The 24,363-nt window shown below is 73.4% G+C and carries 18 protein-coding genes, 1 tRNA gene and 2 pseudogenes; 8 read left to right on the plus strand and 13 right to left on the minus strand.

Features of this window, described 5'->3' with window-relative positions:
* The first annotated feature begins 2 nt into the window (after positions 1-2).
* Complete coding sequence (locus DEJ43_RS16410) at positions 3-1,694, plus strand: bifunctional 3'-5' exonuclease/DNA polymerase (RefSeq protein ID WP_041662544.1); 1,692 nt, start codon at positions 3-5, stop codon at positions 1,692-1,694.
* 111 nt (positions 1,695-1,805) lie between these two features.
* Here DEJ43_RS16410 and DEJ43_RS16415 read toward each other — a convergent pair whose 3' ends face one another.
* Positions 1,806-3,113, minus strand: a complete 1,308-nt coding sequence (locus DEJ43_RS16415) for a hypothetical protein (protein WP_015034493.1) — start codon at positions 3,111-3,113, stop codon at positions 1,806-1,808.
* 90 nt (positions 3,114-3,203) lie between these two features.
* Positions 3,204-3,713, minus strand: a complete 510-nt coding sequence (locus DEJ43_RS16420) for a SigE family RNA polymerase sigma factor (RefSeq protein ID WP_015034494.1) — start codon at positions 3,711-3,713, stop codon at positions 3,204-3,206.
* A gap of 174 nt (positions 3,714-3,887) precedes the next feature.
* On the opposite strand from DEJ43_RS16420, the gene DEJ43_RS16425 reads away from it, so the two are divergent.
* From DEJ43_RS16425 to DEJ43_RS16445, 5 genes and pseudogenes are all read left to right on the plus strand, one after another.
* Complete coding sequence (locus DEJ43_RS16425; protein WP_015034495.1) at positions 3,888-4,268, plus strand: DUF6479 family protein; 381 nt, start codon at positions 3,888-3,890, stop codon at positions 4,266-4,268.
* 27 nt (positions 4,269-4,295) lie between these two features.
* A complete protein-coding gene (locus tag DEJ43_RS16430) occupies positions 4,296-5,051 on the plus strand; it encodes a sigma factor-like helix-turn-helix DNA-binding protein (RefSeq protein ID WP_015034496.1) in 756 nt (251 codons plus the stop codon).
* 161 nt (positions 5,052-5,212) lie between these two features.
* Positions 5,213-5,560: pseudogene (locus DEJ43_RS16435) on the plus strand (serine hydrolase); the annotation flags it as partial.
* 363 nt (positions 5,561-5,923) lie between these two features.
* Positions 5,924-6,463, plus strand: a complete 540-nt coding sequence (locus DEJ43_RS16440; protein WP_015034498.1) for a hypothetical protein — start codon at positions 5,924-5,926, stop codon at positions 6,461-6,463.
* Positions 6,460-6,951 (plus strand): hypothetical protein, encoded by a 492-nt coding sequence (locus tag DEJ43_RS16445; protein WP_015034499.1) that lies wholly within the window; start codon positions 6,460-6,462, stop codon positions 6,949-6,951. The genes DEJ43_RS16440 and DEJ43_RS16445 overlap by 4 nt, the downstream gene beginning before the upstream one ends.
* 475 nt (positions 6,952-7,426) lie before the next feature.
* On the opposite strand, the pseudogene DEJ43_RS16450 reads toward DEJ43_RS16445, so the two are convergent.
* The 5 genes and pseudogenes from DEJ43_RS16450 to DEJ43_RS37485 form a co-directional block, all read right to left on the minus strand.
* Positions 7,427-7,637: pseudogene (locus tag DEJ43_RS16450) on the minus strand (mobilization protein); the annotation flags it as partial.
* A gap of 95 nt (positions 7,638-7,732) precedes the next feature.
* Positions 7,733-7,806, minus strand: a tRNA-Thr gene (locus DEJ43_RS16455).
* An 85-nt stretch (positions 7,807-7,891) separates the two neighbouring features.
* Entirely contained in the window at positions 7,892-9,439 is a 1,548-nt protein-coding gene (locus DEJ43_RS16460) for an alpha/beta hydrolase (RefSeq protein WP_015034502.1), read from the minus strand.
* Positions 9,440-9,508: 69 nt separating this feature from the next.
* Positions 9,509-10,711 carry a DNA polymerase III subunit delta' gene (locus tag DEJ43_RS16465; protein ID WP_015034503.1) on the minus strand — a complete coding sequence of 401 codons (1,203 nt, stop codon included), beginning with the start codon at positions 10,709-10,711 and terminating at the stop codon, positions 9,509-9,511.
* Between the two features lie 84 nt (positions 10,712-10,795).
* A complete protein-coding gene (locus DEJ43_RS37485; protein WP_015034504.1) occupies positions 10,796-10,972 on the minus strand; it encodes a hypothetical protein in 177 nt (58 codons plus the stop codon).
* Between the two features lie 153 nt (positions 10,973-11,125).
* Here DEJ43_RS37485 and DEJ43_RS16470 point away from each other — a divergent pair, with 153 nt between their 5' ends.
* Entirely contained in the window at positions 11,126-12,397 is a 1,272-nt protein-coding gene (locus tag DEJ43_RS16470; RefSeq protein ID WP_015034505.1) for a sensor histidine kinase, read from the plus strand.
* On the plus strand, positions 12,385-13,029 hold the full coding sequence (locus tag DEJ43_RS16475; RefSeq protein ID WP_015034506.1) for a response regulator: 645 nt from the start codon (positions 12,385-12,387) through the stop codon (positions 13,027-13,029). Before DEJ43_RS16470 ends, DEJ43_RS16475 begins: the two co-directional genes overlap by 13 nt.
* A gap of 97 nt (positions 13,030-13,126) precedes the next feature.
* Here DEJ43_RS16475 and DEJ43_RS16480 read toward each other — a convergent pair whose 3' ends face one another.
* The 6 genes from DEJ43_RS16480 to DEJ43_RS16505 form a co-directional block, all read right to left on the minus strand.
* On the minus strand, positions 13,127-15,535 hold the full coding sequence (locus tag DEJ43_RS16480) for an FtsX-like permease family protein (protein WP_015034507.1): 2,409 nt from the start codon (positions 15,533-15,535) through the stop codon (positions 13,127-13,129).
* The gene (locus DEJ43_RS16485; RefSeq protein WP_015034508.1) at positions 15,532-16,404 is read right to left on the minus strand and encodes an ABC transporter ATP-binding protein; all 873 of its coding nucleotides are present in this window, start codon (positions 16,402-16,404) and stop codon (positions 15,532-15,534) included. The genes DEJ43_RS16480 and DEJ43_RS16485 overlap by 4 nt, the downstream gene beginning before the upstream one ends.
* 96 nt (positions 16,405-16,500) lie before the next feature.
* Positions 16,501-19,989, minus strand: a complete 3,489-nt coding sequence (gene tmk, locus DEJ43_RS16490) for a dTMP kinase (protein WP_015034509.1) — start codon at positions 19,987-19,989, stop codon at positions 16,501-16,503.
* Positions 19,990-20,134: 145 nt separating this feature from the next.
* Entirely contained in the window at positions 20,135-22,975 is a 2,841-nt protein-coding gene (gene topA, locus DEJ43_RS16495; protein WP_041662546.1) for a type I DNA topoisomerase, read from the minus strand.
* A 238-nt stretch (positions 22,976-23,213) separates the two neighbouring features.
* Positions 23,214-23,411 carry a hypothetical protein gene (locus DEJ43_RS16500; protein ID WP_041662547.1) on the minus strand — a complete coding sequence of 66 codons (198 nt, stop codon included), beginning with the start codon at positions 23,409-23,411 and terminating at the stop codon, positions 23,214-23,216.
* A 155-nt stretch (positions 23,412-23,566) separates the two neighbouring features.
* Positions 23,567-24,358, minus strand: a complete 792-nt coding sequence (locus DEJ43_RS16505; protein ID WP_051025891.1) for an ABC transporter permease — start codon at positions 24,356-24,358, stop codon at positions 23,567-23,569.
* Positions 24,359-24,363: the final 5 nt, after the last annotated feature.

Genomic DNA, 24,363 nt, shown 5'->3' on the forward strand with positions numbered 1-24,363 from the left:
CCATGAGCGAGAGGTGGGCGCTGGCGGCCGAGGCGGAGGGGGACGGAGCACTGCTCGTCCCCCTCGGCCCGGACGGGCTGCCCGCCGGTGACGTGCGGCGCGAGCCGGATCTGGTGGCGGCGGTACGGGCCAGACCCGAGGTGTCCCGCTGGGTGTGGCGGTCGACGGCCGAGGTGTACCCCCGGCTGCTCGCCGCCGGCGTCCGCGTCGAGCGGTGCTACGACATCGAGGACGCCGAGCAGCTGCTCCTCGGGCACGAGGGGCGGCTCGGCGAGCCCCGTTCGGCCGCGGCGGCCTGGGCCCGCCTGCGGAACGCCCCGGTGCCGCCCGATCCGCCGCAGCGCACCGCCGAGCCCGGTTCGCAGGACTCGCTCTTCGAGCCGCGCCCCGTGGTGTCCGTGCCCTTCGACGGCCTCCTCACGGTGTACGCGGAGCAGCTGCGCCGCCACGACCGGGCGGAGCACCCGGGCAGGATGCGACTCCTCACGGCCGCCGAGTCGGCGGGGATGCTGGTGGCCGCCGAGATGCACCGGGCGGGGCTGCCGTGGCGCGCGGACGTGCACCGGGACCTGCTGAACGAACTGCTCGGCGAGCGGTACGCGGGCGGGGGCGAGCCGCGCCGCCTCGCCGAGCTCGCGGACCAGGTGTCGGCCGCCTTCGGCCGCCGCGTCCGCCCGGACCTCCCCGCCGACGTGGTGAAGGCCTTCGCGCAGGCCGGGGTGCGGCTGAAGTCCACCCGCCGCTGGGAGCTGGCGGAGCTTGACCACCCGGCGGTGGAGCCGCTCATCGCGTACAAGAAGCTGTATCGGATCTGGACGGCGCACGGCTGGTCGTGGCTGCAGGACTGGGTGCGGGACGGCCGGTTCCGCCCGGAGTACCTGCCGGGGGGCACGGTCAGCGGCCGCTGGACGACCAACGGCGGCGGGGCCCTGCAGATCCCGAAGGTGATCCGGCGCGCGGTGGTCGCGGACGACGGCTGGCGTCTGGTGGTGGCCGACGCCGACCAGATGGAGCCGCGGGTGCTGGCCGCGATCTCCCGCGACCCGGGCCTGATGGAGGTCGCGGGGCACCCGGACGACCTGTACACCCGGCTGTCGGACCGGGCGTTCTCCGGCGACCGCGACCACGCCAAGATCGCGCTCCTGGGCGCGATCTACGGGCAGACCAGCGGCGACGGCCTGAAGAACCTGGCCGCGCTGCGGCGCCGCTTCCCGCGCGCGGTCGCGTATGTCGACGAGGCGGCGAAGGCGGGCGAGGAGGGCCGCCTCGTCCGGACCTGGCTGGGCAGAACGAGCCCCCGGGCGGTGGGCGCCGGCGAGGCCGAGGAGGCGGGGCTGCCGCAGGAGGGCGGCGAGCAGCCGGCGGAGGAAGGCGAGTTCGTCCCGGGCTACGCCTCGGGGAACGCACGGGCGCGCGGCCGGTTCACCCGTAACTTCGTGGTGCAGGGAAGCGCCGCCGACTGGGCGCTGCTGATGCTGGCGGCGCTGCGGCGGTCCCTCGCGGGGATGCGGGCGGAGCTGGTGTTCTTCCAGCACGACGAGGTGATCGTGCACTGCCCGGCGGAGGAGGCGGAGGCGGTCACGGCGGCGATCCGCGCGGCCGGGGACGAGGCGGGCCGGATCGCGTTCGGGGAGACACCGGTGCGGTTTCCGTTCACGACGGCGACGGTGGAGCGGTACGCGGACGCGAAGTAGCCGCGGGGCGCGCGCGGGGCGCAGGCCGACGGGGCCCGCGCGCGCGAGCCCCGTCGTCCCCTCACACCTTCATGCCCCTGCTGAAGCCGCAGCCGAGGCCCGTGTGGGGGCTTACCGCATCGGCACGTTCTGCCACTTGAGGCTCAGCGCGATGGCCTTCAGCTGCGCCATCGTCAGCGCGGGCTCCGGGCGCGTCGCGGCCTCGTGCTGGGCGCCGGAGTTGAAGGCGGACACGACGACCCGGAAGCCCTCAGGGGTGATGGTGTCGACGCTCCACCAGACGACACCGGCGCCGCCCTTCTCGCCGGGCTGCTGGGTCAGCTTGACCCTGCGGCCGTCGGGGAGCGTCGTGACGTCCCCGCTGCCGAACAGCTCGTCGGCCACGTCGGACATGTCCGGCTGGACGTTGACCCCGACGAGGCTCTTGCCCTTGCCGTCGTCGACGACCATGTGCGCGTACCCGCTGTCCTGGTTCTTGTCGACGACCTTGAGGCCCTTCGGCAGGAGCGAGCGCAGGGTGGCCTGCATGGCGGGGCCGCTCGGCTCCGGGGGCAGTCCGGACGTGCCCGGGTCGACGGCCGGCTCCGTGTAGCGGGGCAGCTTCACGAGCAGCGGCCGCCAGTCACGGCTCGTGACGAGGGTCTTCAGCTGAGCGGGGCTGAACGGCGGGTTCTCGCGGGTGACCGGGGAACCCTTCTCGGCGGCGGCGTTGTACTCGCTCGCGTCGACGAGGAAGCCGTCCTTGGTGAGCAGGACCGCCCGCCAGTTCTTGGTCTCCTCGCGCTTGTCGGGGTACTCGTACCCCTGGAGGATCATGAGCCGGGAGCCGTTCGGCAGGTTCTGCTCGGTGCAGGAGTCGTAGGGGACGGCGACCTTGTCGGGGCAGTCGACCTGGTCCTCGCCCGCCTCCACGGCGCCGGCGCGGTAGAGGCCGACGGTGACGGCCGCCTTGCCGTGTCCGTCGTCGAAGACGCCGGCGACGGACTGGCCGTTGCCGTCGAGGGAGTCGAACGCCCAGGTGCCCTGCGGGGTGTTCTTCTTGAGGACGGCCGCGATGTCCTTGACGGGGATCTGCGGGACGTGGTCGCCCTTCTCCCCCAGGCCGGCCTTGGGGGTGGTGGAGCTGGCGGGGGTGGTGTTGGTGAGGGGCTTCGGGGGCGCCGCCACGGAGGCGTTCGCCGCGTCCCCGGCGGAGAGCAGCGAGCCGCCGTAGACCCCGCCGACGCCGACGGCGGCGAGCGCGAGGACGCCCCCGGTCACCGCGAGGCGGCGGCGGAGCAGCCGGCGGCGGCCGCGCTGGAGTCCGCCCGCGACCAGCTCGCGCCGGTCGCCGGCGGCGAAGCCGTCACCGGTGCGGCGCAGGACGGCACCGAGCTCCTCCTCGAAGCGCTCGTGCTGGGAACCATCGTGCTGGGACATGTCGAATTCACCGTCTCCGGTCGTTGGATGGCGAAAGCCTGGGGTGTGCGCAGAAACTGCGCGGGTGGAAGAGGGGGTGTGCCGCGGTGGTCAGCGCGCGGCGAACTCGGTGATGCTGCCGCCGAGCCGTTCCCGCAGCTTGGCGAGCGCCCGTACGGAGCGGGTGCGCACCGCGGCGGAGCTGACGTGCAGGGCGTCGGCGGTCTCCTCGATGCTGCGGTCCTCCCAGTACCGCAGCACCACGACCGCCCGGTCCTTGGGCGCGAGCCCGGCGAGTGCGTCGAGCAGCGCGATCCGGAGTGCCGGGTCCCCGATGTCGTCGGGCGCGCGGTCGGGCAGCTCGCCCAGGGGGCGCTCGGTGGCCGAGCGGCGCCGCTGGTGGCTGAGGAACGTGCGGACGAGCACGGTCTGGGCGTACGCGGCCGGGTTCCCGATCCTGGCCATGCGCCCCCACATGGCGTACATTCGGCCGAGTGTCTCCTGTGTGAGGTCCTCGGCAAGATGGGTGTCTCCGCTGGTCAGCAGGCACGCCGAGCGGAACAGCTGGCCGGTGCGTGCGGCGGCGAACTCCAGGAACTCGTCCGCGCGGGACTTTCTCATGTCCCTCCTCCCCCTGGCGGTCACATGGCGTGGTCGCCGTACACCTCATTGACGCGGCGGGGGCGGGCAAATGTTTCAGCGGAATCCCCGGGAAATCCGGGGGGCGCGGCGGAAATCTTCGACGTCCTGCCGCCCGAAGCGTCCAAACAGGGAGGAATCGGGTAACCCTGGAGTATGAACACTCTCAGCGCAGCCCAGAACCTGGCCGCGGGAGTCTGGCAGTCAGGCCTCGGACAGTTCATCGGCGGACTCGTCATCGTCGCCGTGCTGATCGCGGCGGTCTGGCTGGGCTTCCGGGTCCGTGACCGCGAGTCCAAGACGCCCGAGCCGGAGGAACAGCCGCAGCGTCCCGAGACCGACCGGCTCCCCGGCGAGATGTCCGAGTACCGCAGGCCGGCGGAGATGCCCCAGACGGACGGCGAGCACCGGCTCATGCCCTACCAGCTGAAGGACAGGTCGGAGCCCTCGCCCGAGCCGCCGACCGAGGAGAAGCGCAAGTGGGGTGGCATCTCCAGCGGCGGCTTCGGCAGCGGGGGCACGGGCCACGGCGACTGAGTCCCGGCCCGACGGAGGGCACGTCCCGTGGATGAGAACGCTGTCGCCGAAACCCTCCCGATGGCGTACCGCCTTCTCGGCAGCCGGGAGGAGGCCGAGGAGGCGGCCCGCGACGCCTCGGGCCGTCCGGACCCCACGGCGGCCGTCGCCCGCGCCTGCCTGGCCCGGCTCCGCTCCCGCGAGACCCACCGCGAACACCCCTGGGACCCGTGGGACCCCTGGGCCGCGGGCCAGGACCGCCGGGAAGGCACCGGGGAGGACCCCTTGGACGCGCTGACACCCCCGGAACGACTCGCGTACGTCCTGCACGACGAGTTCTCGGTGCCGTACGAGGAGATCGCCCCGGTGCTGGACCGCACCCCGGCGGCCACCCGCCAACTCGCGGGCCGCGCCCGCTACCGGCTGCGAGAGACCGAGGAGATGCCGACCCCGGACCTCCACCGCCAGCGGGCCGTCGTCGAGGCCTTCCTGACGGCCGCACGGAACGGCGACGCCGCCGCCCTCCACGACCTCCTCGACCCGGAAGTGGTGCTCCGCTCCGACGCCACGGCCGTACGCGAAGGCCTACCGCCCGCCCACGGCCCGGGCGCGGTCTCCGAGACCCTGGCCAACCGGGTGAGTACGGCGAGAAAAGCCCTGGTGGACGGCGCGGCCGGCCTGGCATGCCCCCCGGAGGGCGACCCGGAGACGGTCTTCACCTTCACGGTCCTCGAGGACCACATCACCGCTGTAGACGCCCTGGCGGACAAGCCCCACCTGACCCGCCTGAACCTCCAGCTCTAGCCCCCCTAGGAGCATGAAAAAGCCCCAGGTCACGGCGAGTGAGTCCTGGGGCTGATCCGAGCCGCCTTCGGGATTCGAACCCGAGACCTACGCATGACGAGGGCCGCAAGATCATCCCGGCTGGTGCCGAACGATGCCTCATCGAACTCGGCTACAGCCGCACCGCAAGGGCACTCGCCCGTATGTACGCCGCACTGATCGGCGAAGTCAACGGCGTGCGCCTGCTCGCCCCTGAGACCTTGGCCTCGGCGACAAGGGAACAGGCCAGCGGGAAGGACGAGGCGATGGTGACCCCGAGCCGATTCAGCACCGGCTACATGCTTCCCACCGAGGGCAACCTCATGACGGGCCCGAACGCCTTCGGCCACACCGGCCGCGGTGGCTCTCTCGACTTCGCCGACCCCGAGCACAGCATCGCCTTCGGTTACGTGATGAACCGCATCATCAGCGGCTCCGACGACGTGCGTGCGACTTCGCTGACCGAGGCGGTCCGGAAGGCACTGACGTAAGCGATCGCCCTCGGGGCCGGCGTCTCGCTCTGATCCTGAGGGATCAAGTGGTGGGCCAGGTAAGGGTCTTCCGGTCCAAGGTCTCCCGTGCTCAGACGGCCGGTTGTCATCGGTGGCGGCCGAAATTCGTCTTCCTCAATTCTTACTCAGAAGAAGGCTCCTTTCTCACGCATGTCCCGCGAACACGGTTACGGTCTCTACGCACGGCCACCCCACTGACCTAACGGGTGGCCTCACAACCAGTCTTGACGTGGGGGAAGTATGCGTTTCACAGCACGAGGGACTGTCGTCCCGGTGTTCGCTCTGGCTCTGCTGAGCAGCTTGGCTTCTCCGGCCCACGCGGCAAGCGGGGAACCGGATCCCATGGCCGTTCCTTCGGTGGAGGTCGTCGAGGAGGCCGCACCCGAGGATGACTCGTTGGCGCAGCTGCCGGAGACTTCGACCAACGCGGAGGCCGGCACGCAGGCGTGCGACAACCCTCGCCGTACGTGGATCGAGATCACCTCGAAGACCGGCATCCATATGCCCGCCAATTGGCGGGGGACATCCTTCAAGGACGGGCCGGGCGGCATCATGGTGGTCAAGGTGGAGAATTCGGGGACGATCAAGCGAGAAGTCAGCGCGGGCGGGGAGGTGGAGGTCAGCGGCATCGTCGCCAAGGCCAAGGTCTCCATATCGGCCTCAATCGGCACCGAAGTCGGGGTCTCCGTGGGGCACGAATACCGCAGGAACGTGACCGCCGGAAAGTACGGGCATCTCCAGTACGGCTCCTGGGGTTACTCCGTGAAGTGGGCCAAGTACGAGACCAGCGCGGATCGATGTGGCAAGAAGCTCATCAAGAGCGGAACCGCCAAGCTGCCTTCCTCCGAGGTTGGCTGGCGCTACTGGGAGACGAACTCATGACGATGCTGCGCAAGCCGCTGACAGCGGTCGCGCCCCTCGTTCTCATTTCCCTCCTGGCGGCTGGCTGCACCGACGACGCAAAGCCGTCGGCCACGCCGTCGGCATCGGCGACGGAGAAGCCGACGGCGACAGAGCCGCCCCAGGGGGAGAACGAGGAAGAGCAGGGAAAGCGCGCGAAGGCCGCGTTGGAGACGGTCTCGCTGGATGATCCGGAGTTCGTGGAATCCGGACTGGAGCGGGTCCGGGAAGGCGTCCACAACCTCTCCCCGCTCAAGAAGGGCAAGGCATACAAGGTCTCTGTGGCCTGCGTCGGCACGGGGAACGTGAAGGTCGTCATCGCGGACAAGGCACCGCAGTCCGTCCCCTGCGACGGAGTACCTGCCGCCCAGCGAGTGGAGAACGCCCCGGCCGAGTTGCCGATCGACATCACCGCAACGTCCGGTGCCATGGGCATGGTCGCCTGGCAGGTCATCTCGCTGTCCTCCTGAGCGACACTTCGATGGGTCCTGCTTGCCCGCCGTACGGCCGGTGAGCAGAACCCATCTGTCGTGAAGCAAGCTCGGTTGCGCCTGTCCAGGAGCAGGCACCAGTGAGGAAGTGCGTTGTCTCCGGGGAAGTCCCAGGAGAGAGCGCACTTCTTCACGCCAGGGTGGTCAGGCTGAGGGTGATGGAGCGGGCTTCGGGCGCGAGACCCTCCACGACTTCCCGCGCGTAGGCGGTGTCGGGTCGGGCGGCGAGGTCCTGGACTGCCGTCCAGTTCTCAGCGATCAGCTGGAGAGCATGCTGGGACCGGCGGATGGCGTCCTGCCGGTCTGCGAGGAACTGATCGGCTCGTTGGTGCCAGCGGGCGGCGACGATCGTTGGCCCAGACCATGAGCCGATCGTCCTCGACCCCGGCGGCGTCCTCCTCGACGGCCGTAACCGTCTCGCGGCCTGCGAGATCGCCGGCGTCGAGCCCCGCGTCGATCTGCCGGCAGGCGTCGCCGACGCGGATGCCGCTGTCGTGGAGCCTGGGGCGGCGTCCGTCCTCACGGACGGTGGTGGCGAGGATGTGGACGTGGTCATCCGCATGGCGTACGGCGATCCAGCGGCAGCCGAGGTCGTCGCCGGGCGGGGCTGTGCCCGCGGCCTCGACGATCCGCTGCGCGATGTCGGCCCACTCGGTGTCGCTCACGCAAGCACTTCCACGGCATCTCCGTCGTGCGGCTCGGCATGCCCCGGGCATGAAAAAGCCCCAGGTCACGGCGAGTGAGTCCTGGGGCTGATCCGAGCCGCCTTCGGGATTCGAACCCGAGACCTACGCATTACGAGTGCGTTGCTCTGGCCAACTGAGCTAAGGCGGCACACTGTGTTGACCCATGGTGGGTGCAGCAGCGACGCCAAGTCTACACAGTTTCGGGGGGTGCTCCGACCACCCCCTCGCGGGGCCTATGAGCAGCGCTTTCCTTCGGTGGGAGGGGTGCCTTCGAGGAGGTAGGTGTTGATCGCCGTGTCGATGCAGTCGCTGCCCCGGCCGTACGCCGTGTGGCCGTCGCCCTCGTAGGTGAGGAGCGTTCCGGAGGAGAGCTGCCCGGCCAGGGACTGGGCCCACTTGTACGGGGTCGCCGGGTCGCGGGTGGTGCCGACGACCAGGATGGGGGCCGCGCCCTCGGCGGTGATGCGGTGGGGGGCGCCGGTGGCCGGGGTCGGCCAGGAGGTGCAGTTGAGGGCCGCCCAGGCGAGGCCCCTGCCGAAGATCGGGGAGGCCTTCTCGAACGAGGGCACGGCCTTCACGACGTCGGCCGGGCCCGCGTAGGCGGCCGGCAGGTCCAGGCAGTTCACGGCGGCGTTGGCGAACATCAGGTTGGCGTACGTGCCGTCCGCCTCGCGCTCGTAGTAGCTGTCGGCCAGGGCCAGGAGGCCCGAGCCCTCCCCGCCGATCGCCCGGGTGAGGGCCTCGCGCAGCTGGGGCCAGGCGCCCTCGTCGTACATCGCGGCGATCACCCCGGTGGTGGCGAGGGACTCGCCGAGCGGGCGGCTCTCCCCGGTGGGCACCGGCTCGGCGTCCACGTCGCGGAAGAACTTCTTCAGCGCCTGCCCGGCCGCCTCGACCGACTCGGTGCCCAGCGGGCAGTCCGGCTTGCGGACGCAGTCCGCGGCGAAGGCGGCGAAGGAGGTCTCGAAGCCGCCGGTCTGGTCGCGGTTGAGGTCGACGGCGGGCAGCGACGGGTCCATGGCACCGTCGAGGACGAGGCGGCCGACCCGGCCCGGGAACAGCTCGGCGTACGTGGCGCCGAGGAACGTGCCGTACGAGGCCCCCACGTAGTGCAGTTTCTCGTCGCCCAGCACCTCCCGCAGGATGTCCATGTCGCGGGCCGTCTCGACCGTCGACACGTGCGGCAGGATCGTCCCCGACTTCTTCGCGCAACCGGCCGAGAACTCCTTGAAGGCCGCGCTCAGCGCATTGACCTCGGCGGTGTCGTCCGGCGTCTGGTCGACCTGCGTGAACGCGTCCATCTGCGGCCCCGTCAGACACTCGACGGGCTCGCTCCGGGCGACGCCCCGCGGGTCCACGGCCACCATGTCGTAGCGGGCCCGGACCGGGGCGGGGTAACCGACGCCCGCGTACCCCTGGAGGTAGCCGACGGCGGAGCCGCCGGGACCGCCAGGGTTGACCAGGAGCGAGCCGAGCCGCTTGCCGGGGCCCGTGGCCCTGACCCGGGAGACGGCGAGCTCGATCTCCTCCCCGTCCGGCTTCGCGTAGTCCAGCGGTGCCCGCAGCGTGGCGCACTGGAAGCCCGCGACGCCGCAGTCACGCCACTTCGGCTTCTGCCCGTAGAACTTCTTCAGCGCCTCCGGCGAGGCGGCCGGCGAGGCCACCCCGGCCTGCGTGGTGCGGGACGCCGCCGCGTCGCTTCCGCCCGAGCAGCCGGAGAGGATCAGCCCGGCGGCCGCGAGGGCCGTGGCGGACGTACGGAGCAAGCGCCTGGAATCCATTCCCGGAGCGTATCCGGACGGGTACGGACCGTGTCCAATCGTCCCGTCCTCGTCCTCCGCCGCACGGGGTCAGTCCCGCAGTGCCATCGTCATCGCCTCCACCGCGAGCAGCGGTGCCACGTTCCGGTCGAGGGCCTCGCGGCAGGCGAGGACCGCCTCGATGCGTCGGAGGGTGCGCTCCGGGGTCGTCTCCTGGGCGATCCGCTCCAGGGCGTCCCGCACGTCCGTGTTGGCGAGGGGGCTGCGCGCGCGCAGCTGGAGCGCGAGGACGTCACGGTAGAAGCCGGTGAGGTCGGTGAGCGCCAGGTCCAGGCTGTCGCGCTGCGTACGCGTTCTGCGGCGCTTCTGCCGGTCCTCCAGCTCCTTCATCGCGCCGGCCGTGCCGCGCGGCATCCGCCCGCCCTGCGAGGCGCCGAGAGCCTGCTTCAGCTCGTCGGTCTCCTTGACGTCGATCTCCTCCGCGACCTGCTTCGCGTCCTCGGCCGCCGCGTCGACCAGCTCCTGGGCGGCCTTGAGGCCGCCGCCGACGTCCCCGACCCGCAGCGGCAGCTTCAGGACGACGGCCCGGCGGGCGCGGGCCCGCTCGTCGGTGGCGAGCCGCCGGGCCCGGTCGATGTGGCCCTGGGTGGCGCGGGCTGCGGCGTGCGCCGCCTCCGGCTCGATGCCGTCCCGCCGTACGAGCACGTCGGCGACGGCCTCCACCGGCGGCGTGCGCAGGGTCAGGTGCCGGCAGCGGGAGCGGATCGTGGGCAGCACGTCCTCGAGGGAGGGTGCGCAGAGCAGCCAGACCGTGCGCGGGGCGGGCTCCTCGACGGCCTTCAGCAGGACGTTGCCCGCGCCCTCGGTGAGCCGGTCGGCGTCCTCCAGGACGATGACCTGCCAGCGGCCGCCCGCGGGCGAGAGCTGGGCCCGGCGGACCAGGTCGCGGGTCTCCTTCACACCGATGGACAGCAGGTCCGTACGGACGATCTCCACGTCCGCGTGGGTGCCGACGAGCGTCGTGTGGCAGCCGTCGCAGAACCCGCAGCCCGGCGCGCCGCCGAGCGCGCGGTCGGGGCTCACGCACTGCAGCGCGGCGGCGAACGCCCGCGCCGCCGTCGCCCGGCCCGACCCCGGCGGGCCGGTGAACAGCCAGGCGTGGGTCATCTTCGAGGCCTCGGGATCGGGCTGCCCGGCGGCATGGGCGGTCACGAGCGCGTCGGCGTCGCGCGCGGCGGCGGCGAGCTGCTCCTCGACCTTCGCCTGTCCGACCAGGTCGTCCCATACGGCCATGTCTGCCCCTCCTCAGGTACGTCCTCCATTGTGGGGCAGTCCACTGACACCACCCGCCAGACTTCGGTACGGGGAGGCCGGAGCTCAGGCGTCGGTGCGCGCCGGGCGGGTCAGCCACAGGCCGACCGCCGAGCCGAGCAGCACGACGCCCGTGCCGACGCTCGCGGTGATCTGGGCGGCGCCGGTCAGTCCGGCGAAGGTGTTGACGCAGGCGTTGGCGACGACGCTCGCCGCGAGCAGCAGCCAGAGCACGAAACGCATGGGGATCTCCAAGTGGGAGGAGGGAGGAAGGGGTGGAACCGAACGATTCGATCTTCGTCCGGATCTCGGCCGGGCACAGCGGTGCCCGCCCCCGGACCGGAGGTGGAGCCAGCTCCACCGCGGCCCTCGGGCCCTCCCGCATAACCTGTCCGCATGCGCGACGCGATCAAGGGGGCCGGCCGGGCGTCGTTCCATCTCCTGGGCGGGGCGGCCATCGCCCTCCTCTGTTGTCTGGGCGTGGGCCTCGCCCTCTTCACGGCGGTCCTCGCCGTGACGGTCATCGGCGCGGGCGTGCTCCCCGAGACCGTGCTGCTGCTGCGCCGCCTCGCCGGCTGGGAGCGGCGTCGGACCGCCGCCCTGACCGGGACGCCGGTTCCGGAGGCGTATCTGCCGCTTGAAGGGCCTCTCCCCGCGCGCGTACGCACGGCCGTCACCGATCCCGGGACGGCGCGGGACCTGATCTGGGCGGCTGGTCAGCTGCTCTACGGCCTGGTCCTGTGGTGGGTCTCGCTGCTGCTGTGGGTGCCCGCGCTGCTGGTCGACGGGGTGGTGGCCGGGCTCGCGGGGCGGCGCCCGGTGGCCCTGCCGCTGATCGGCGCGCTCGCCGGCCTGGAGGCCGAGTGGTCGCGCGCCCTGCTCACCCCGACCCCGGCGGCCGCGCGGGACGCGGCGCTCGCCGCCCGCGTCGAGCAGCTGACCGCCACCCGGGCGGGCGCGATCGCCGCGCACGGCGCCGAGCTGCGCCGCATCGAACGCGACCTGCACGACGGGGCGCAGGCCCGCCTCGTGGCACTCTCCATGCGGATCGGTCTGGCGAGACGGGTGTACGACTCCGATCCCGCGGCCGCGCGGAAACTCCTGGACGACGCGCAGACCCAGGCCGAGGAGGCGCTGGCCGAGCTGCGGCACGTGGTCCGGGGCATCCATCCGCCGATCCTCACCGACCGGGGCCTGACCGGAGCCGTACGGGCGCTTGCCGCGAGCAGCGGTCTGGAGGTGGCGGTCTCCGTGACGGGCCTGGCCGACTCCCCGGCAGTACATCCGGAACAGCCCCCGGCCGGTGACGGCGAGCGGCCGAGCGCCGACCTCCGGCCCACCACCGAACCCCCCGCCCCGACCGCCGACGCCCCCCGCGCCCCCGCCGCCGTCGAGGCCGCCGCCTACTTCGTCGTCGCCGAGGCCCTCACCAACGCCGCCAAGCACAGTGGCGCCACCCGCGCCTCCGTCGCCCTCACCCGCGCACCGGCCGCCCTCCGCGTCCGCGTGGCGGACGAGGGGCGCGGCGGGGCGGAGGCCGGTGAGCGCGGCGGCTCCGGGCTCGTCGGCATGCGCCGCCGGGTCGCCGCGCTCGACGGGACCGTACGACTGACCAGCCCCGAAGGGGGCCCGACCGTGATCGAAGTGGAGCTTCCGTGCGTGTGGTGATCGCCGAGGACAACGCCCTCCTGCGGGAGGGCCTGGTGCTGTTGCTGACCACCTCGGGCCACGAGGTCGCCGGGGTCGCGGCCACCGGCCCCGAGGTCCTGCCGCTGCTCCTGGAACAGCGCCCGGACGTGGCCGTCCTCGACGTACGGATGCCGCCCGGCTTCCGCGACGAGGGGCTGCGGGCCGCGCTCGCGGCCCGTGAGCGGCTGCCGGACCTGCCGGTCCTCGTGCTGTCCCAGTACGTGGAGGAGACGTACGCGGCCGAGCTCCTGGGCGGCGGCGCGCGGGGCGTGGGCTATCTCCTGAAGGACCGGGTGGGGCGGGTGGACGAGTTCCTCGACGCCCTGGAACGGGTCGCGGCCGGGGGTACGGCCCTGGACCCGGAGGTCGTCACCGAGCTGCTCGCCCGGCGCCGCGACGACCCCCTGGACTCCCTGACGCCACGGGAGCGCGAGGTCCTCGAACTGATGGCCCAGGGGCACGACAACGGCACGATCGCCCGCTCGATGGTGGTCACCGAGCGGGCCGTGCACAAGCACATCGGGAACGTCTTCCTGAAGCTGGGCCTGCCGCCGACCGACAGCGGCGGCCACCGCCGGGTCCTCGCCGTGCTCGCGTACCTCAACGCCTGAGAGACGAGCCCTCCACGCCTGAGGAGGGCCCTCCACGCCTGAGAAGAGCCCTCCACCTCCACGCCTGAGAACGGCCGTCATCGCCTGAGAAGGGCTCTCAGACGCCCCTCCGCGCCCTCGACGTCGGCAGGAACACGCCCGCGACCACCGTGACCGCCACCGCGCCCGCGATCAACCCGCCCACCGGGAGCGGCAGATAGGGCAGCCCGCCGGTGACCGACCAGGCCACGGCCGTCAGCGGGAGCGCGGCCACCACGGCCCCGACGATCAGCCCCGCGCCGGTCAGGAACCCCGCCTCCAGGCCGAGCATCCGGCGCAGCTGACCGGCCGACGCGCCCACCTGGCCGAGCAGCTGGAGTTCGCCGCGCCGTCCGGCTCCGATGAGGGCGAGGGTGCTGAGGACGGAGAGGAGGGTGAGGCCGCCGATCGCGGCGACGATCGCGGCGGAGACGATCCCGTTCAGCTCGGCTCCCGGCATGCTCACCTGCTCGGGGGCCACGGAGGAGCCCGCAGGGCCCTGCCCGGTGGACGCCAGTACGCGCGCCGGGTACGGGTCGCTCATGTGCGGGGCCAGTTCGCCCTTCGGCAGGAGGAACTCGCCGAGCGCGAGCGACCGTTCGTAGACGGCCACCACCCGGAGCCGCTTCTCCACGCCGTCCCCGAGGCGCAGTTCGACCGTGGAACCGGGCCGCACGTCGAGCGAGTCGGCCCGGTCCTTGCCGACCGCGACCGTGCCCGGCGCGGCGAGTCCGGCCAGGTCGCCGGAGACGACACCGGGGTCGAGGGTGCCGGCGAGGCCCGCCGCGTCCACGCCGAGGACCGGCAGCCGGTCGAGCCGCGGGTCACCGGCCTCCGAGCGGGCCAGGACGACCGTGGACCGCAGGACGTCCGTGGCCGTCCGGACTCCGGGCAGCTTCCGCGCCTGCTCCGCCGTCGTGCCGGAGAGCGCGAGGTCCGCGGTCGTCGCGGCCCGTGCCTGGGTCTCGGCCGCCCGCTCCATCGTCATGCCGGCCGAGAGCTGGACCAGCGCGAAGGAGGTGACGAGGACGACGGGGACGAGCGCCGCGCCGAGGCGCCGCGAGTGGGCGTTCGCGGCGGCGGCGGTGAGCCGTCCGGGCGCGCCCCCGAGCCTGCGGAAGGGCCGGTCGAGGACCTTCATGGCGGCTGCCGCGATCCAGGGGCCGAGCACCGCGCACCCGGAGACCAGGGTCACGGTGGCGGCTCCCGCGGCGGCGCCGGCCGCGTCGCCGCTCTGGGCGGTGGCCGTGATCGCCGCCGCCACGCCGAGCAGGAGCAGCACGATGCCGGTGACGCGCCGCCCGTGGCCCTTGCCCGGGCGGCCGGGCCGCCGGGCCGCGAAGAGGACGACGAGGCGGGTGATCCCGACCACGACGGCGGCGGCGACGAGGGTGGCCGCGAACAGCCAGGTCGGGGCGGGGAGTTCGAGGCCCTCGGGGACGATTCCGGTACGGCCCCGCAGCGCCGACCACAGCCCGTGGAACACCGGTACGGCCACGACCGCGCCGGCCAGCGCCGCGAGACCCGCGACCCTGGTCACCTCCCGGCCCGCCGAGGCCCTGATCTGACGGGGCGTCGCGCCGACCGAGAGCAGCAACTCCCGCTCGGCGGAGCGCTGCTGGAGCGCCTGTCCGACGAGGGAGGCGAGGACGAGTGCGGCGATGAGGACGACCGTTCCGGAGACGGCGGCGAGGAGCTGGAGGAGTTCGGTGCGCGCGGGCGGCGCGGCGAGGTGCTCGGCGGCGCCCCGCCCGTCGCCGGTGAACGCGCGGAGCGGCTGCCCCGAAGCGGTGTCCTTGAGTCCGGCCCGGTCCAGGGCGGCCCGTACGCGCGCGTGGAGGGTGTCCACGGGGACGCCGGGCTCGGCGAGGACGCCCACGGCGTCGACGGCGCCCGGGTGCCCGGCGAGCCTGCGGGCCTCCGCCGCCGTGACGTACAGCGCGGCGGGCCCGTCGGCGATGCCGACGACCTTCCGTCCGGCGACGGTGTCGCCGAGGCGCGCGCCGGACGCGGCGCCCATGACGGCCTCGTCGGCGGCGCGCGGCTCGCGGCCGCCGGTCAGCCGGTACGGGGCGAGCTGGGCGGCGTCCCAGGACCGGCCGGGGTAGGTGGGCGCCCCCGGGGCCCGTACGACGAACAGGTGGTCCGGCACCGCGGCGCGGACGCCCGGTACGGCCCGCAGGACGTCGACGGCCGCGCCGGGGACCCGTACCCGCTCGGTCAGGCCGGCCGTGACCGTCCTCGGCTCGCTGCCCCACGGCTTCGTCCGCCAGCTGACCTCCTGGTCACCGGCGACGACCACGGGCGCGGCCGCGTACCGCTCCACGCGCGCGTGGCCGAGCCCGGCCGAACCGACGGCGAGGGCAAGGGCCCCGAGCAGCGTGGAGGTGACGAGGACGGCGGCGAAGACCGCGGCCCACGCCTTGCGGTGCGCGCGCAGCGAGCGGCTGGCGAGCAGCCGGACGGCGGGATTCCGCAGCGGCTTCACCGGATCACCGCCGTACGGGCCGGGGCCGTCGGAGCGTTCGAAGCCGTAGCAGCCGCCGGGGCCGTGGCGGCCGTCGTGGCCGTCGGGCGGAACCGGTGGTCGTTCCCCGCGCCCAGCATCCGTCGTACGCCGTGCTCGTCGGGGTGGTCGAGGTGCCCGGCGAGCCGTCCCCGGTCGAGGAACACGGCCTCGTCCGTCCAGGCGGCGGCCACCGGGTCGTGGGTGACGAGGACGACCGTGGTGCCGCGCTCGTCGACCGCGCGCCGCAGCAGGGCGAGCACCCCGGCGGCCGTGACCGGGTCGAGCGCGGCGGTCGGCTCGTCGGCGAAGACGATGTCGGGTTCGTTGACCAGGGCGCGGGCGATGGCCACCCGCTGGCGCTGACCGCCGGAGAGGTCCTCCGGCCGGTCCCCGGCCCGGTCGGCGAGCCCGACGGCCGCGAGTCCTGCGAGGGCGCGGGCGTCGAGGGCGCGCCCTTCGCGGGCCCCGGCGAGGAGCAGCGGCAGGGTGACGTTCTCCCGCACGTCGAGCGCGGAGACGAGGTTCAGCGACTGGAAGACGAAGCCGACCCGGTCCCGCCGGAGCCGGGTCAGACCGGCCGTCTTCAGGGTGGCGAGGTCGGTGCCGCCGATCCGTACCGTGCCGGTCGTCGGCCGTTCGAGTCCGGCGGCGCACCGCAGCAGGGTGGACTTGCCGGAGCCGGACGGGCCCATCACCGCCACGAACCGGCCGCGCGGCACGACCAGGCTCACCCCGTCGAGCGCGGGCGCCCCGCGTCCGCCGTACGTCCGGCCCACCCCGTCGAGGGAGAGGGCCGCGTCCAGGGCGCCGAGGGCGCCGCTCCGGGTCGCCGTTGTCGTCGTCTTCATGGCGACAACGCTAGAAAAGTGCAGGTCAGGACGGTATGGGGCTGGCTTCCTGGTTGGGGGTGGAGCTAGCTCCACCCCCAACCAGCGGGAAGGTCGTCAGCGGCGGCGCCGAGGGCCCTCGTCGTCGTGCGGGCCGAACAGCTCGTCCGCGAGCGTCGGGAGATCGTCGAGCGGCGTCTCCTCCGCCCAGTCGGAGCGGCGCCGCGGCCGGCCGTTCTCGTCGAGCTGGGGCAGCTCACGGGTCCGGTCGTTGGCACCCTGCGGCTCCTGCCGGGCGTCCCGGAAGATGCCCTGCGGGACCCGGTCCGTGGGGTCGGACGCCCGGGTGTCCCGTACGGGAGGGAGCACGGCGGTCGACTCGGTGTCCCGTACGGGGGGCAGCACCGCGGTCTCGTCGGCGGCCCGCTCCTCGCGGATCCGGGGCAGGACGCTGGTCTCGGCCTCCGGCTCGGGGAGCTTCACGATCGGGGTGGCGACGGTGACCTCGTCGGGCGAGACGGTCGGCTCGTCGGACCCGGCGGCCGGCTTCCCGGCCCCATCAGCCCCGGCTGCCTTCCCGCCCGTCCCGTCCTGCTTCACGATCGGGGTCGGCTGGGTGACCTCGTTGGCCGAGAGTTCGAAGGCCGCGGCCTCGGCGGCACGCGCCGCCCGCTCGGCGGCGGCGTTCGCCTCCGCCTCGGCCTTCTCCCGGGCGGCCTTGGCCTCGGCGACCGCCTTCGCCTCCGCCGCTGCCTTCCTCTCGGCGGCGGCACGCTCGGCGGCGGCCTTGGCCGCCTCGGCCCGGAGGGCTGCGGCGGCTTCCGCGGCGGCCCGCTCGGCGGCCGCCCGCTCCGCCGCGGCCTTCGCGGCCGCCTCGGCCGCGAGCTTCTCCGCGGCGGCCTTCGCCGCGGCCTCCTCCGCCGCCTTCGCGGCAGCGGCGGCCTCGGCCATCCGGCGGGCCTCCTCGGCGCGGAGCAGCGCCTCCTCCGCCTTGCGCTGCTTCTCCAGGCGGCGCTCCTCGGCCTCGGCCCGGAGGCGGGCCTCCTCCTCGGCCTCCTTGCGGAGCCGCTCCTGCTCCTCCTGGCGGGCCTTCTCCTCGGCGGCGAGGCGCCTGCGCTCCTCCTCGGCCGCGGCCTCGGCGGCGAGGCGGGCCTCCTCGGCCCTGCGCCGGGCCTCCTCGGCCTGTCGCTCGGCCTCCAGGCGGCGCGCTTCTTCCTCCTCGCGGCGCTTGCGCTCCTCCTCCTCGGCGCGGAGCTTGGCGAGCTGCTCCTGGCGCTCGCGCTCCAGGCGCTCCTCCTCGGCCTTGCGGGCGGCCTCTTCCTCGGCCTTGCGGCGCGCCTCCTCCTCCGCCTTCCGGCGGGCTTCCTCGACGGCCTTCACCTCGGCCTCGGAGAGCGGCAGCATCCGGTCGAGCCGGTGGCGTACGACGGTGGTGACGGCCTCGGGCTCCTGGCCCGCGTCGACGACGAGGTAGCGGGAGGGGTCGGCGGCCGCGAGGGCGAGGAATCCGGCCCGTACGCGCGCGTGGAACTCCGGCGGCTCGGACTCCAGCCGGTCAGGTGCCTCGGTGAACCGTTCCCGCGCGGTCTCCGGGGAGACGTCGAGGACCACGGTCAGGTGGGGGACGAGTCCGTCGGTCGCCCAGCGGGAGATGCGGGCGATCTCGGTCGGGGACAGATCGCGGCCCGCGCCCTGGTAGGCGACGGAGGAGTCGATGTACCGGTCGGAGAGGACGATCGCGCCCCGCTCCAGGGCGGGCCGGACCAGGGAGTCGACGTGCTCGGCGCGGTCGGCCGCGTACAGCAGGGCCTCGGCGCGGTTCGAGAGCCCCGCCGACGACACGTCGAGGAGGATCGAGCGGAGGCGCTTGCCGATGGGGGTGGCACCGGGCTCGCGGGTGACGACGACCTCGTGGCCCTTGGCACGGATCCACTCGGCGAGCGCCTGGACCTGGGTGGACTTGCCGGCTCCGTCGCCGCCTTCCAGGGCGATGAAGAAGCCGGTCGGGGAGGGCGCCTGCACCGGGTCGGAGCCGCGCAGCGCGTCGCGCAGGTCGCGGCGGAGCGGGACGCCCGCCCGGTCGTCGGTCTTCGCGAGGACGAGCGCGGCGACGGGCAGCAGCAGGGCGCCGATCAGCGCGAGGGTGAAGGCGGCGCCGCCGTGCGCGAGGACGAGCTCGTCGGAGGCGAGGCGGTGCGGGCCGATCGCGGCGGCGAGCAGCGGCGCGGCGAGCGCGCCGAGGCCCATGGCGACCCGGGCGGCGGCCTGGAGGTGCTCGGTGGTCCTGGCCCTGCGGGGTTCCTCGGTCTCCTGGTCGACGAGTGTGTGGCCGGTGTTGGCGGCGACTCCGGCCGCGTATCCGGCGAGCACGGCGAGGAACAGCACGGTGGCCGTGTCCGGCACCAGGCCCATGGCGATCAGGGCGATGCCGGTGACGGCGGTCGCGAGGGCGAGCAGCCGGCGCCGGGAGAGCACGGGCAGGACGTGGACCGCGGTGCGGATGCCGACGGCGGTGGCGCCGCTGAGGGCCAGGATCAGGAGGGCGTACGTGACGGGCCCGCCGCCGAGGTCGTACGCGTGGAGGACGGCGACGGACGCGGCGGCGGCGATGGCCCCGGCGACGGTGGCGCAGGTCAGCACGAGCAGGGGCAGGGCCCCGGTGCGGCCCTTCTCGGGCCCGCCTCCACTGCCGGTACGGCCCTTCTCCGGCGCGCCTCCACTGCCGGTACGGCCCTTCTCGGGCGCGCCCGCGGTGCCGGTGCCGGTCTTCTCGGTGGTCGGCCTGCGCAGGCCCTCCAGGGGCGAGCGGGGCCGGGGCGTCTCTCCGCCGGGCAGCGTCATCGCGTACAGCACGGTGACGGAGGCGGCGAACAGACCGGCGGCGACGTACGAGGCGAGGGCGGCCTGGTGCAGCGAGAACCAGTCGAGTCCGGCGCCGAGCAGCTCGCCGATCAGGGTGGCGAGGAGCAGGACGGCGGCGGCCGCCGGGACGGCGAGGAAGCCGGTGCGGCGGGAGAGCTGCCGCAGCGCGCCGAGGTGGTCGGGCAGCGGCCGTACGGCGCCGCCCTCGATCGGCGGGGCGGGCAGCAGCGCGGGCGCGGCGCCTTCGCGGCTGATCGTCCAGAGCCGCTCGGCGGCTCCGGCGACGAAGACGGTGCCGAGCAGGTACCAGAGGGCGCTGTCGGGGGTCCAGTCGATCCAGAGCGGCGCGATGACGAGCAGCGCGATCCGGACACCGTCGGCGCCGATCATGGTCCAGCGCCGGTCGAGCGCGCCGCCGGTCCCGGTGAGGGCGGTCAGCGGCCCGAGGAGTACGGCCCCGAAGAGGACCGAGGCCAGCAGGCGGGCGCCGACGACGGCGGCCACGGCGAACGCGGCCCCCCGGTAGCCCCCGCCGAGCGCACCCTCCGCGACGGCCGCCTGGAGGCCGAGCAGGACGAGGACGAGGAGCGCGAGGGCGTCGCCGGTGCTGCCGACGACGTGGGCGCTCCACAGCCTGCGCAATGGCTGGTGGCGCAAGAGGGCGCGTACGGCACGCTCCCTGGAATCCGCGACGAGTGCGGCGTCGGAATCGCCGAGGCGGTCTGGCTGCTCTGCTCGCGTCATCCGTCCACCCTATCCGGACGGCCTGACACCCCGCGGCCTCCGCCCGAACATCCGGACGAGCCTGTGACAGGACGGACGCCGGGGGAACGGAAGGGGCGGAGGAATCATCCTCCGCCCCTCACGTCACACAGGTACCGAAGGCCGGCTACTCCGGCTTCGCCGCCGCGGTCTTCTTCGCCGCGGTCGTCTTCTTCGCCGTCGTCGTCTTCTTCACGGCCGTCTTCTTGGCGGCGGTGGTCTTCTTCGCCGCCGTCTTCGTGGCCGTCTTCTTCGCGGTGGTCGTCTTCTTCGCCGGGGCCTTCTTGGCGGCCTTCTTCGCCGGTCCCTTGGCCCGCTTCTCGGCGAGCAGCTCGTAACCGCGCTCCGGCGTGATGTCCTCGACGCTGTCGCCGGTCCGCAGGGTGGCGTTGGTCTCGCCGTCGGTCACGTACGGACCGAAGCGGCCGTCCTTGACCACCACGGGCTTCTCGCTGACCGGGTCGGTGCCCAGCTCCTTCAGCGGCGGCTTGGCCGCGGCCCGGCCCCGCTGCTTCGGCTGGGCGTAGATCGCGAGCGCCTCTTCGAGGGTGATCGTGAAGAGCTGCTCCTCCTCGGTGAGCGACCGCGAGTCCGTGCCCTTCTTCAGGTACGGGCCGTAGCGGCCGTTCTGCGCGGTGATCTCGACGCCCTCGGCGTCCGCGCCGACGACCCGGGGCAGGGACATCAGCCGGAGCGCGTCCTCCAGGGTGACGGTGTCGAGGCTCATCGACTTGAAGAGCGAGGCCGTGCGCGGCTTCACCGCGTTCTTGCCGGTCTTCGGGGTGCCCTCGGGCAGGATCTCCGTGACGTACGGGCCGTAGCGGCCGTCCTTCGCGACGATCTGGTTCCCGCTGACCGGGTCGGCGCCCAGCTCGAAGTCGCCGCTCGGCTTGGCCAGCAGCTCCTCGGCGAGCTCGACGGTCAGCTCGTCGGGCGCGAGGTCCTCGGGGACGTCGGCCCGCTGGTGGCCCTCCGCGTCCTTCTCGCCGCGCTCGACGTACGGGCCGTAGCGGCCGACGCGGAGCACGATGTCGTTGCCGACGGGGAAGGAGGAGATCTCGCGGGCGTCGATCGCGCCGAGGTCGGTGACGAGCTCCTTCAGACCGCCGAGGTGGTCGCCGTCGCCGTTCCCGGCGTCCGCGGCGCCGCCGGCGGCGGCCGTACCGCCCCCGGCGTCACCGAAGTAGAAACGCTTCAGCCACGGCACGGCCTGGGCCTCGCCGCGCGCGATGCGGTCGAGGTCGTCCTCCATCTTGGCGGTGAAGTCGTAGTCGACGAGCCGCCCGAAGTGCTTCTCCAGGAGGTTGACGACGGCGAAGCTCAGGAAGGACGGCACGAGGGCCGTGCCCTTCTTGAAGACGTAGCCGCGGTCGAGGATCGTGCCGATGATCGACGCGTACGTCGACGGGCGGCCGATCTCGCGCTCTTCGAGCTCCTTGACCAGCGAGGCCTCGGTGTAGCGGGCCGGCGGCTTGGTCGCGTGGCCGTCCGCCGTGATCTCGTCGGCGGTCAGCGCGTCGCCCTCGGCGACCTGCGGCAGCCGCCGCTCGCGGTCGTCGAGCTCCGCGTTCGGGTCGTCGGCGCCTTCGACGTAGGCCTTCATGAAGCCGTGGAAGGTGATCGTCTTGCCGGAGGCGCTGAACTCGGCGTCCCGGCCGTCGGCGGCGCGGCCGCCGATCTTCACCGTGACCGAGTTTCCGGTCGCGTCCTTCATCTGGGAGGCGACGGTCCGCTTCCAGATCAGCTCGTACAGCCGGAACTGGTCGCCGGTCAGACCGGTCTCCGCCGGGGTGCGGAAACGATCACCCGAAGGGCGAATCGCCTCGTGCGCCTCCTGCGCGTTCTTGACCTTGCCCGCGTAGACGCGCGGCTTCTCCGGCAGGTAGTCGGCGCCGTACAGCTGCGTGACCTGCGCCCGCGCCGCCGAGACGGCGGTGTCGGAGAGGATCGTGGAGTCCGTACGCATGTAGGTGATGAAGCCGTTCTCGTACAGCTTCTGCGCCACCTGCATGGTCGCCTTCGCACCGAAGCCCAGCTTGCGGCTCGCCTCCTGCTGGAGGGTGGTGGTCCGGAAGGGGGCGTACGGGGAGCGGCGGTACGGCTTCGACTCGACCGAGCGCACGGAGAAGGCGGTGTCGGCGAGCGCGGCGGCCAGGGCGCGGGCGTTCGCCTCGTCCAGGTGGAGCACGCTCTCGCTCTTCAGACGGCCGTCGGCACCGAAGTCACGGCCCTGCGCGACGCGCTTGCCGTCGACCGCCGCGAGGCGGGCGACCAGCTGGGACGGGTCGCTGGCGTCACCGGAGCGGCCGGTGCCGAAGGTGCCGGTGAGGTCCCAGTACTCGGCGGAGCGGAAGGCGATGCGCTCGCGCTCCCGCTCGACGACGAGACGGGTGGCGACGGACTGGACACGGCCGGCCGAGAGGCGCGGCATGACCTTCTTCCACAGGACCGGCGAGACCTCGTAGCCGTACAGCCGGTCGAGGATGCGGCGGGTCTCCTGGGCGTCGACCATGCGCTGGTTCAGCTCGCGCGGGTTGGCGACGGCCTCGCGGATGGCGTCCTTGGTGATCTCGTGGAAGACCATCCGGTGGACCGGGACCTTGGGCTTCAGGACTTCCTGGAGGTGCCACGCGATGGCCTCGCCCTCGCGGTCCTCATCGGTGGCGAGGAAGAGCTCGTCGGACTCGGCAAGCAGCTCCTTGAGCTTCCTGACCTGCGCCTTCTTGTCGGCGTTGACGACGTAGATGGGCTGGAAGTCGTGCTCGACGTCGACCCCGAGGCGGCGCACCTCACCGGTGTACTTCTCGGGCACCTCGGCGGCACCGCTGGGGAGGTCCCGGATGTGCCCGACGCTCGCCTCGACGACGTAGCCGGGGCCGAGGTAACCCTTGATCGTCTTCGCCTTGGCAGGCGACTCGACGATGACGAGTCGGCGGCCGCCGTGTGCGGCTTCGCTGGTCGGGGACAACTTCGCTCTTCTCTCCGGTTCGACACTCTCTGGGCACGTACGGCGCTGGCACGCACGGCAGCGGCACGGACGGTGACGCTCCCGTCGCTGCGGAGTGTGACGGTACAACCCGCCCCCGTGTCAAACGGCGAAAGCCCGCAACGGCCACTCGAACGGTAACCCGAGTCCTGGCATTCCTGCCGCCCGGACTCCCGGTCGGGCGGGGCGCGCCAGGATCGGGGGGAGAGGACGGGAGGGATCAGAGGCGGCCGAAGCACCAGACGCCGAGCACGAGGAAGACGGCGCCGAAGAGGCTCGTCACCGCGACCGCCGCCCGCGGTCCGACCCCGTACGCCACGGGCTCACGGTGCAGTGTCCGCACGGCGGTCCACAGCAGCAGCGCGGCTCCGAACAGCGTGAACGCCGCCCCCGCGAAGATCGCCGGCCCGCTCTCCATGCCCGTACCCCGTTCCGTCCACGTGCGGTGGTTCGTCTCCCTGAGCCGAGGCTGGCACCTTCCGGCGTCCTGGGTGCGAATTCCGGGTGAACGACGCGGAGCGTCCCGTACGCTTTCACGAAGATGGCCGGTAGTGACCCACCCCTCCCTTTCCGTCACATCGTGTCGAGGGTGGCCCGGCGCCGGCTGCCCCGCTCGAAGACACCGAGCAGGACGACCGCGAGCAGCCCCCACCCGGCGCCCACCGCCAGCTCCGCCCCCAGCAGCCCGGCGTCGAGACCGGCCCCGGCGGTCAGCCCGCGCGCCGCGTCCGCCGCGTGCGTGAGCGGCAGCAGCTCCCCCGCGGTCCGCATCCACCCCGGCAGCGTGTCCCGGGGGACGGCCGCGCCGGTGAGGAGGAGCAGTACGGAACTGGCCACGTTCGACACCAGGAACACGTCACGGAAGCGGAGCCCGAGCGCGCCGAGGGCGAGGCCGAACGCCGAGCACGCGCCCGCCGCGACGAGCAGCACCAGCAGGAGGCCCGCGAGCGCCCCGGCGGGCAGCGGGAGACCGAGGACGAGCGAGGCGGCGGTGAGCACGAACGCGCTGACGAACAGCCCGTTGAGCACGTACGGGAGGGCGCGGCCCAGCCAGAGCGGGATCCGGTGCCGGGGCGAGAGCAGGACCGCGCCGAGGGTGCCGTACCTGCGCTCGTTGGCGACGGCCATCGTGCCGCCGTACACACCGGAGGCGGAAGCCGCGAGGACGGCGTTCCCGACGAGGTGGAAGCGGTCGTCGGCGACCCCCAGTTCGCGGCCGAGGAAGACGAAGAAGAAGACCTGGAGAAGCGGCCCGACCAGCAGGGTTCCGATGAACATGGGCGGGGTCGTCCAGTTGAACAGGGCCCGGTAGGAGATCGCCCCGCCGACGACGACGAGCCGCGCGGTGGCGAGGAAACGGAACATGTCTG

It is taken from the genome of Streptomyces venezuelae ATCC 10712, assembly GCF_008639165.1.
GTDB classification, from domain to species: Bacteria; Actinomycetota; Actinomycetes; order Streptomycetales; family Streptomycetaceae; genus Streptomyces; species Streptomyces venezuelae.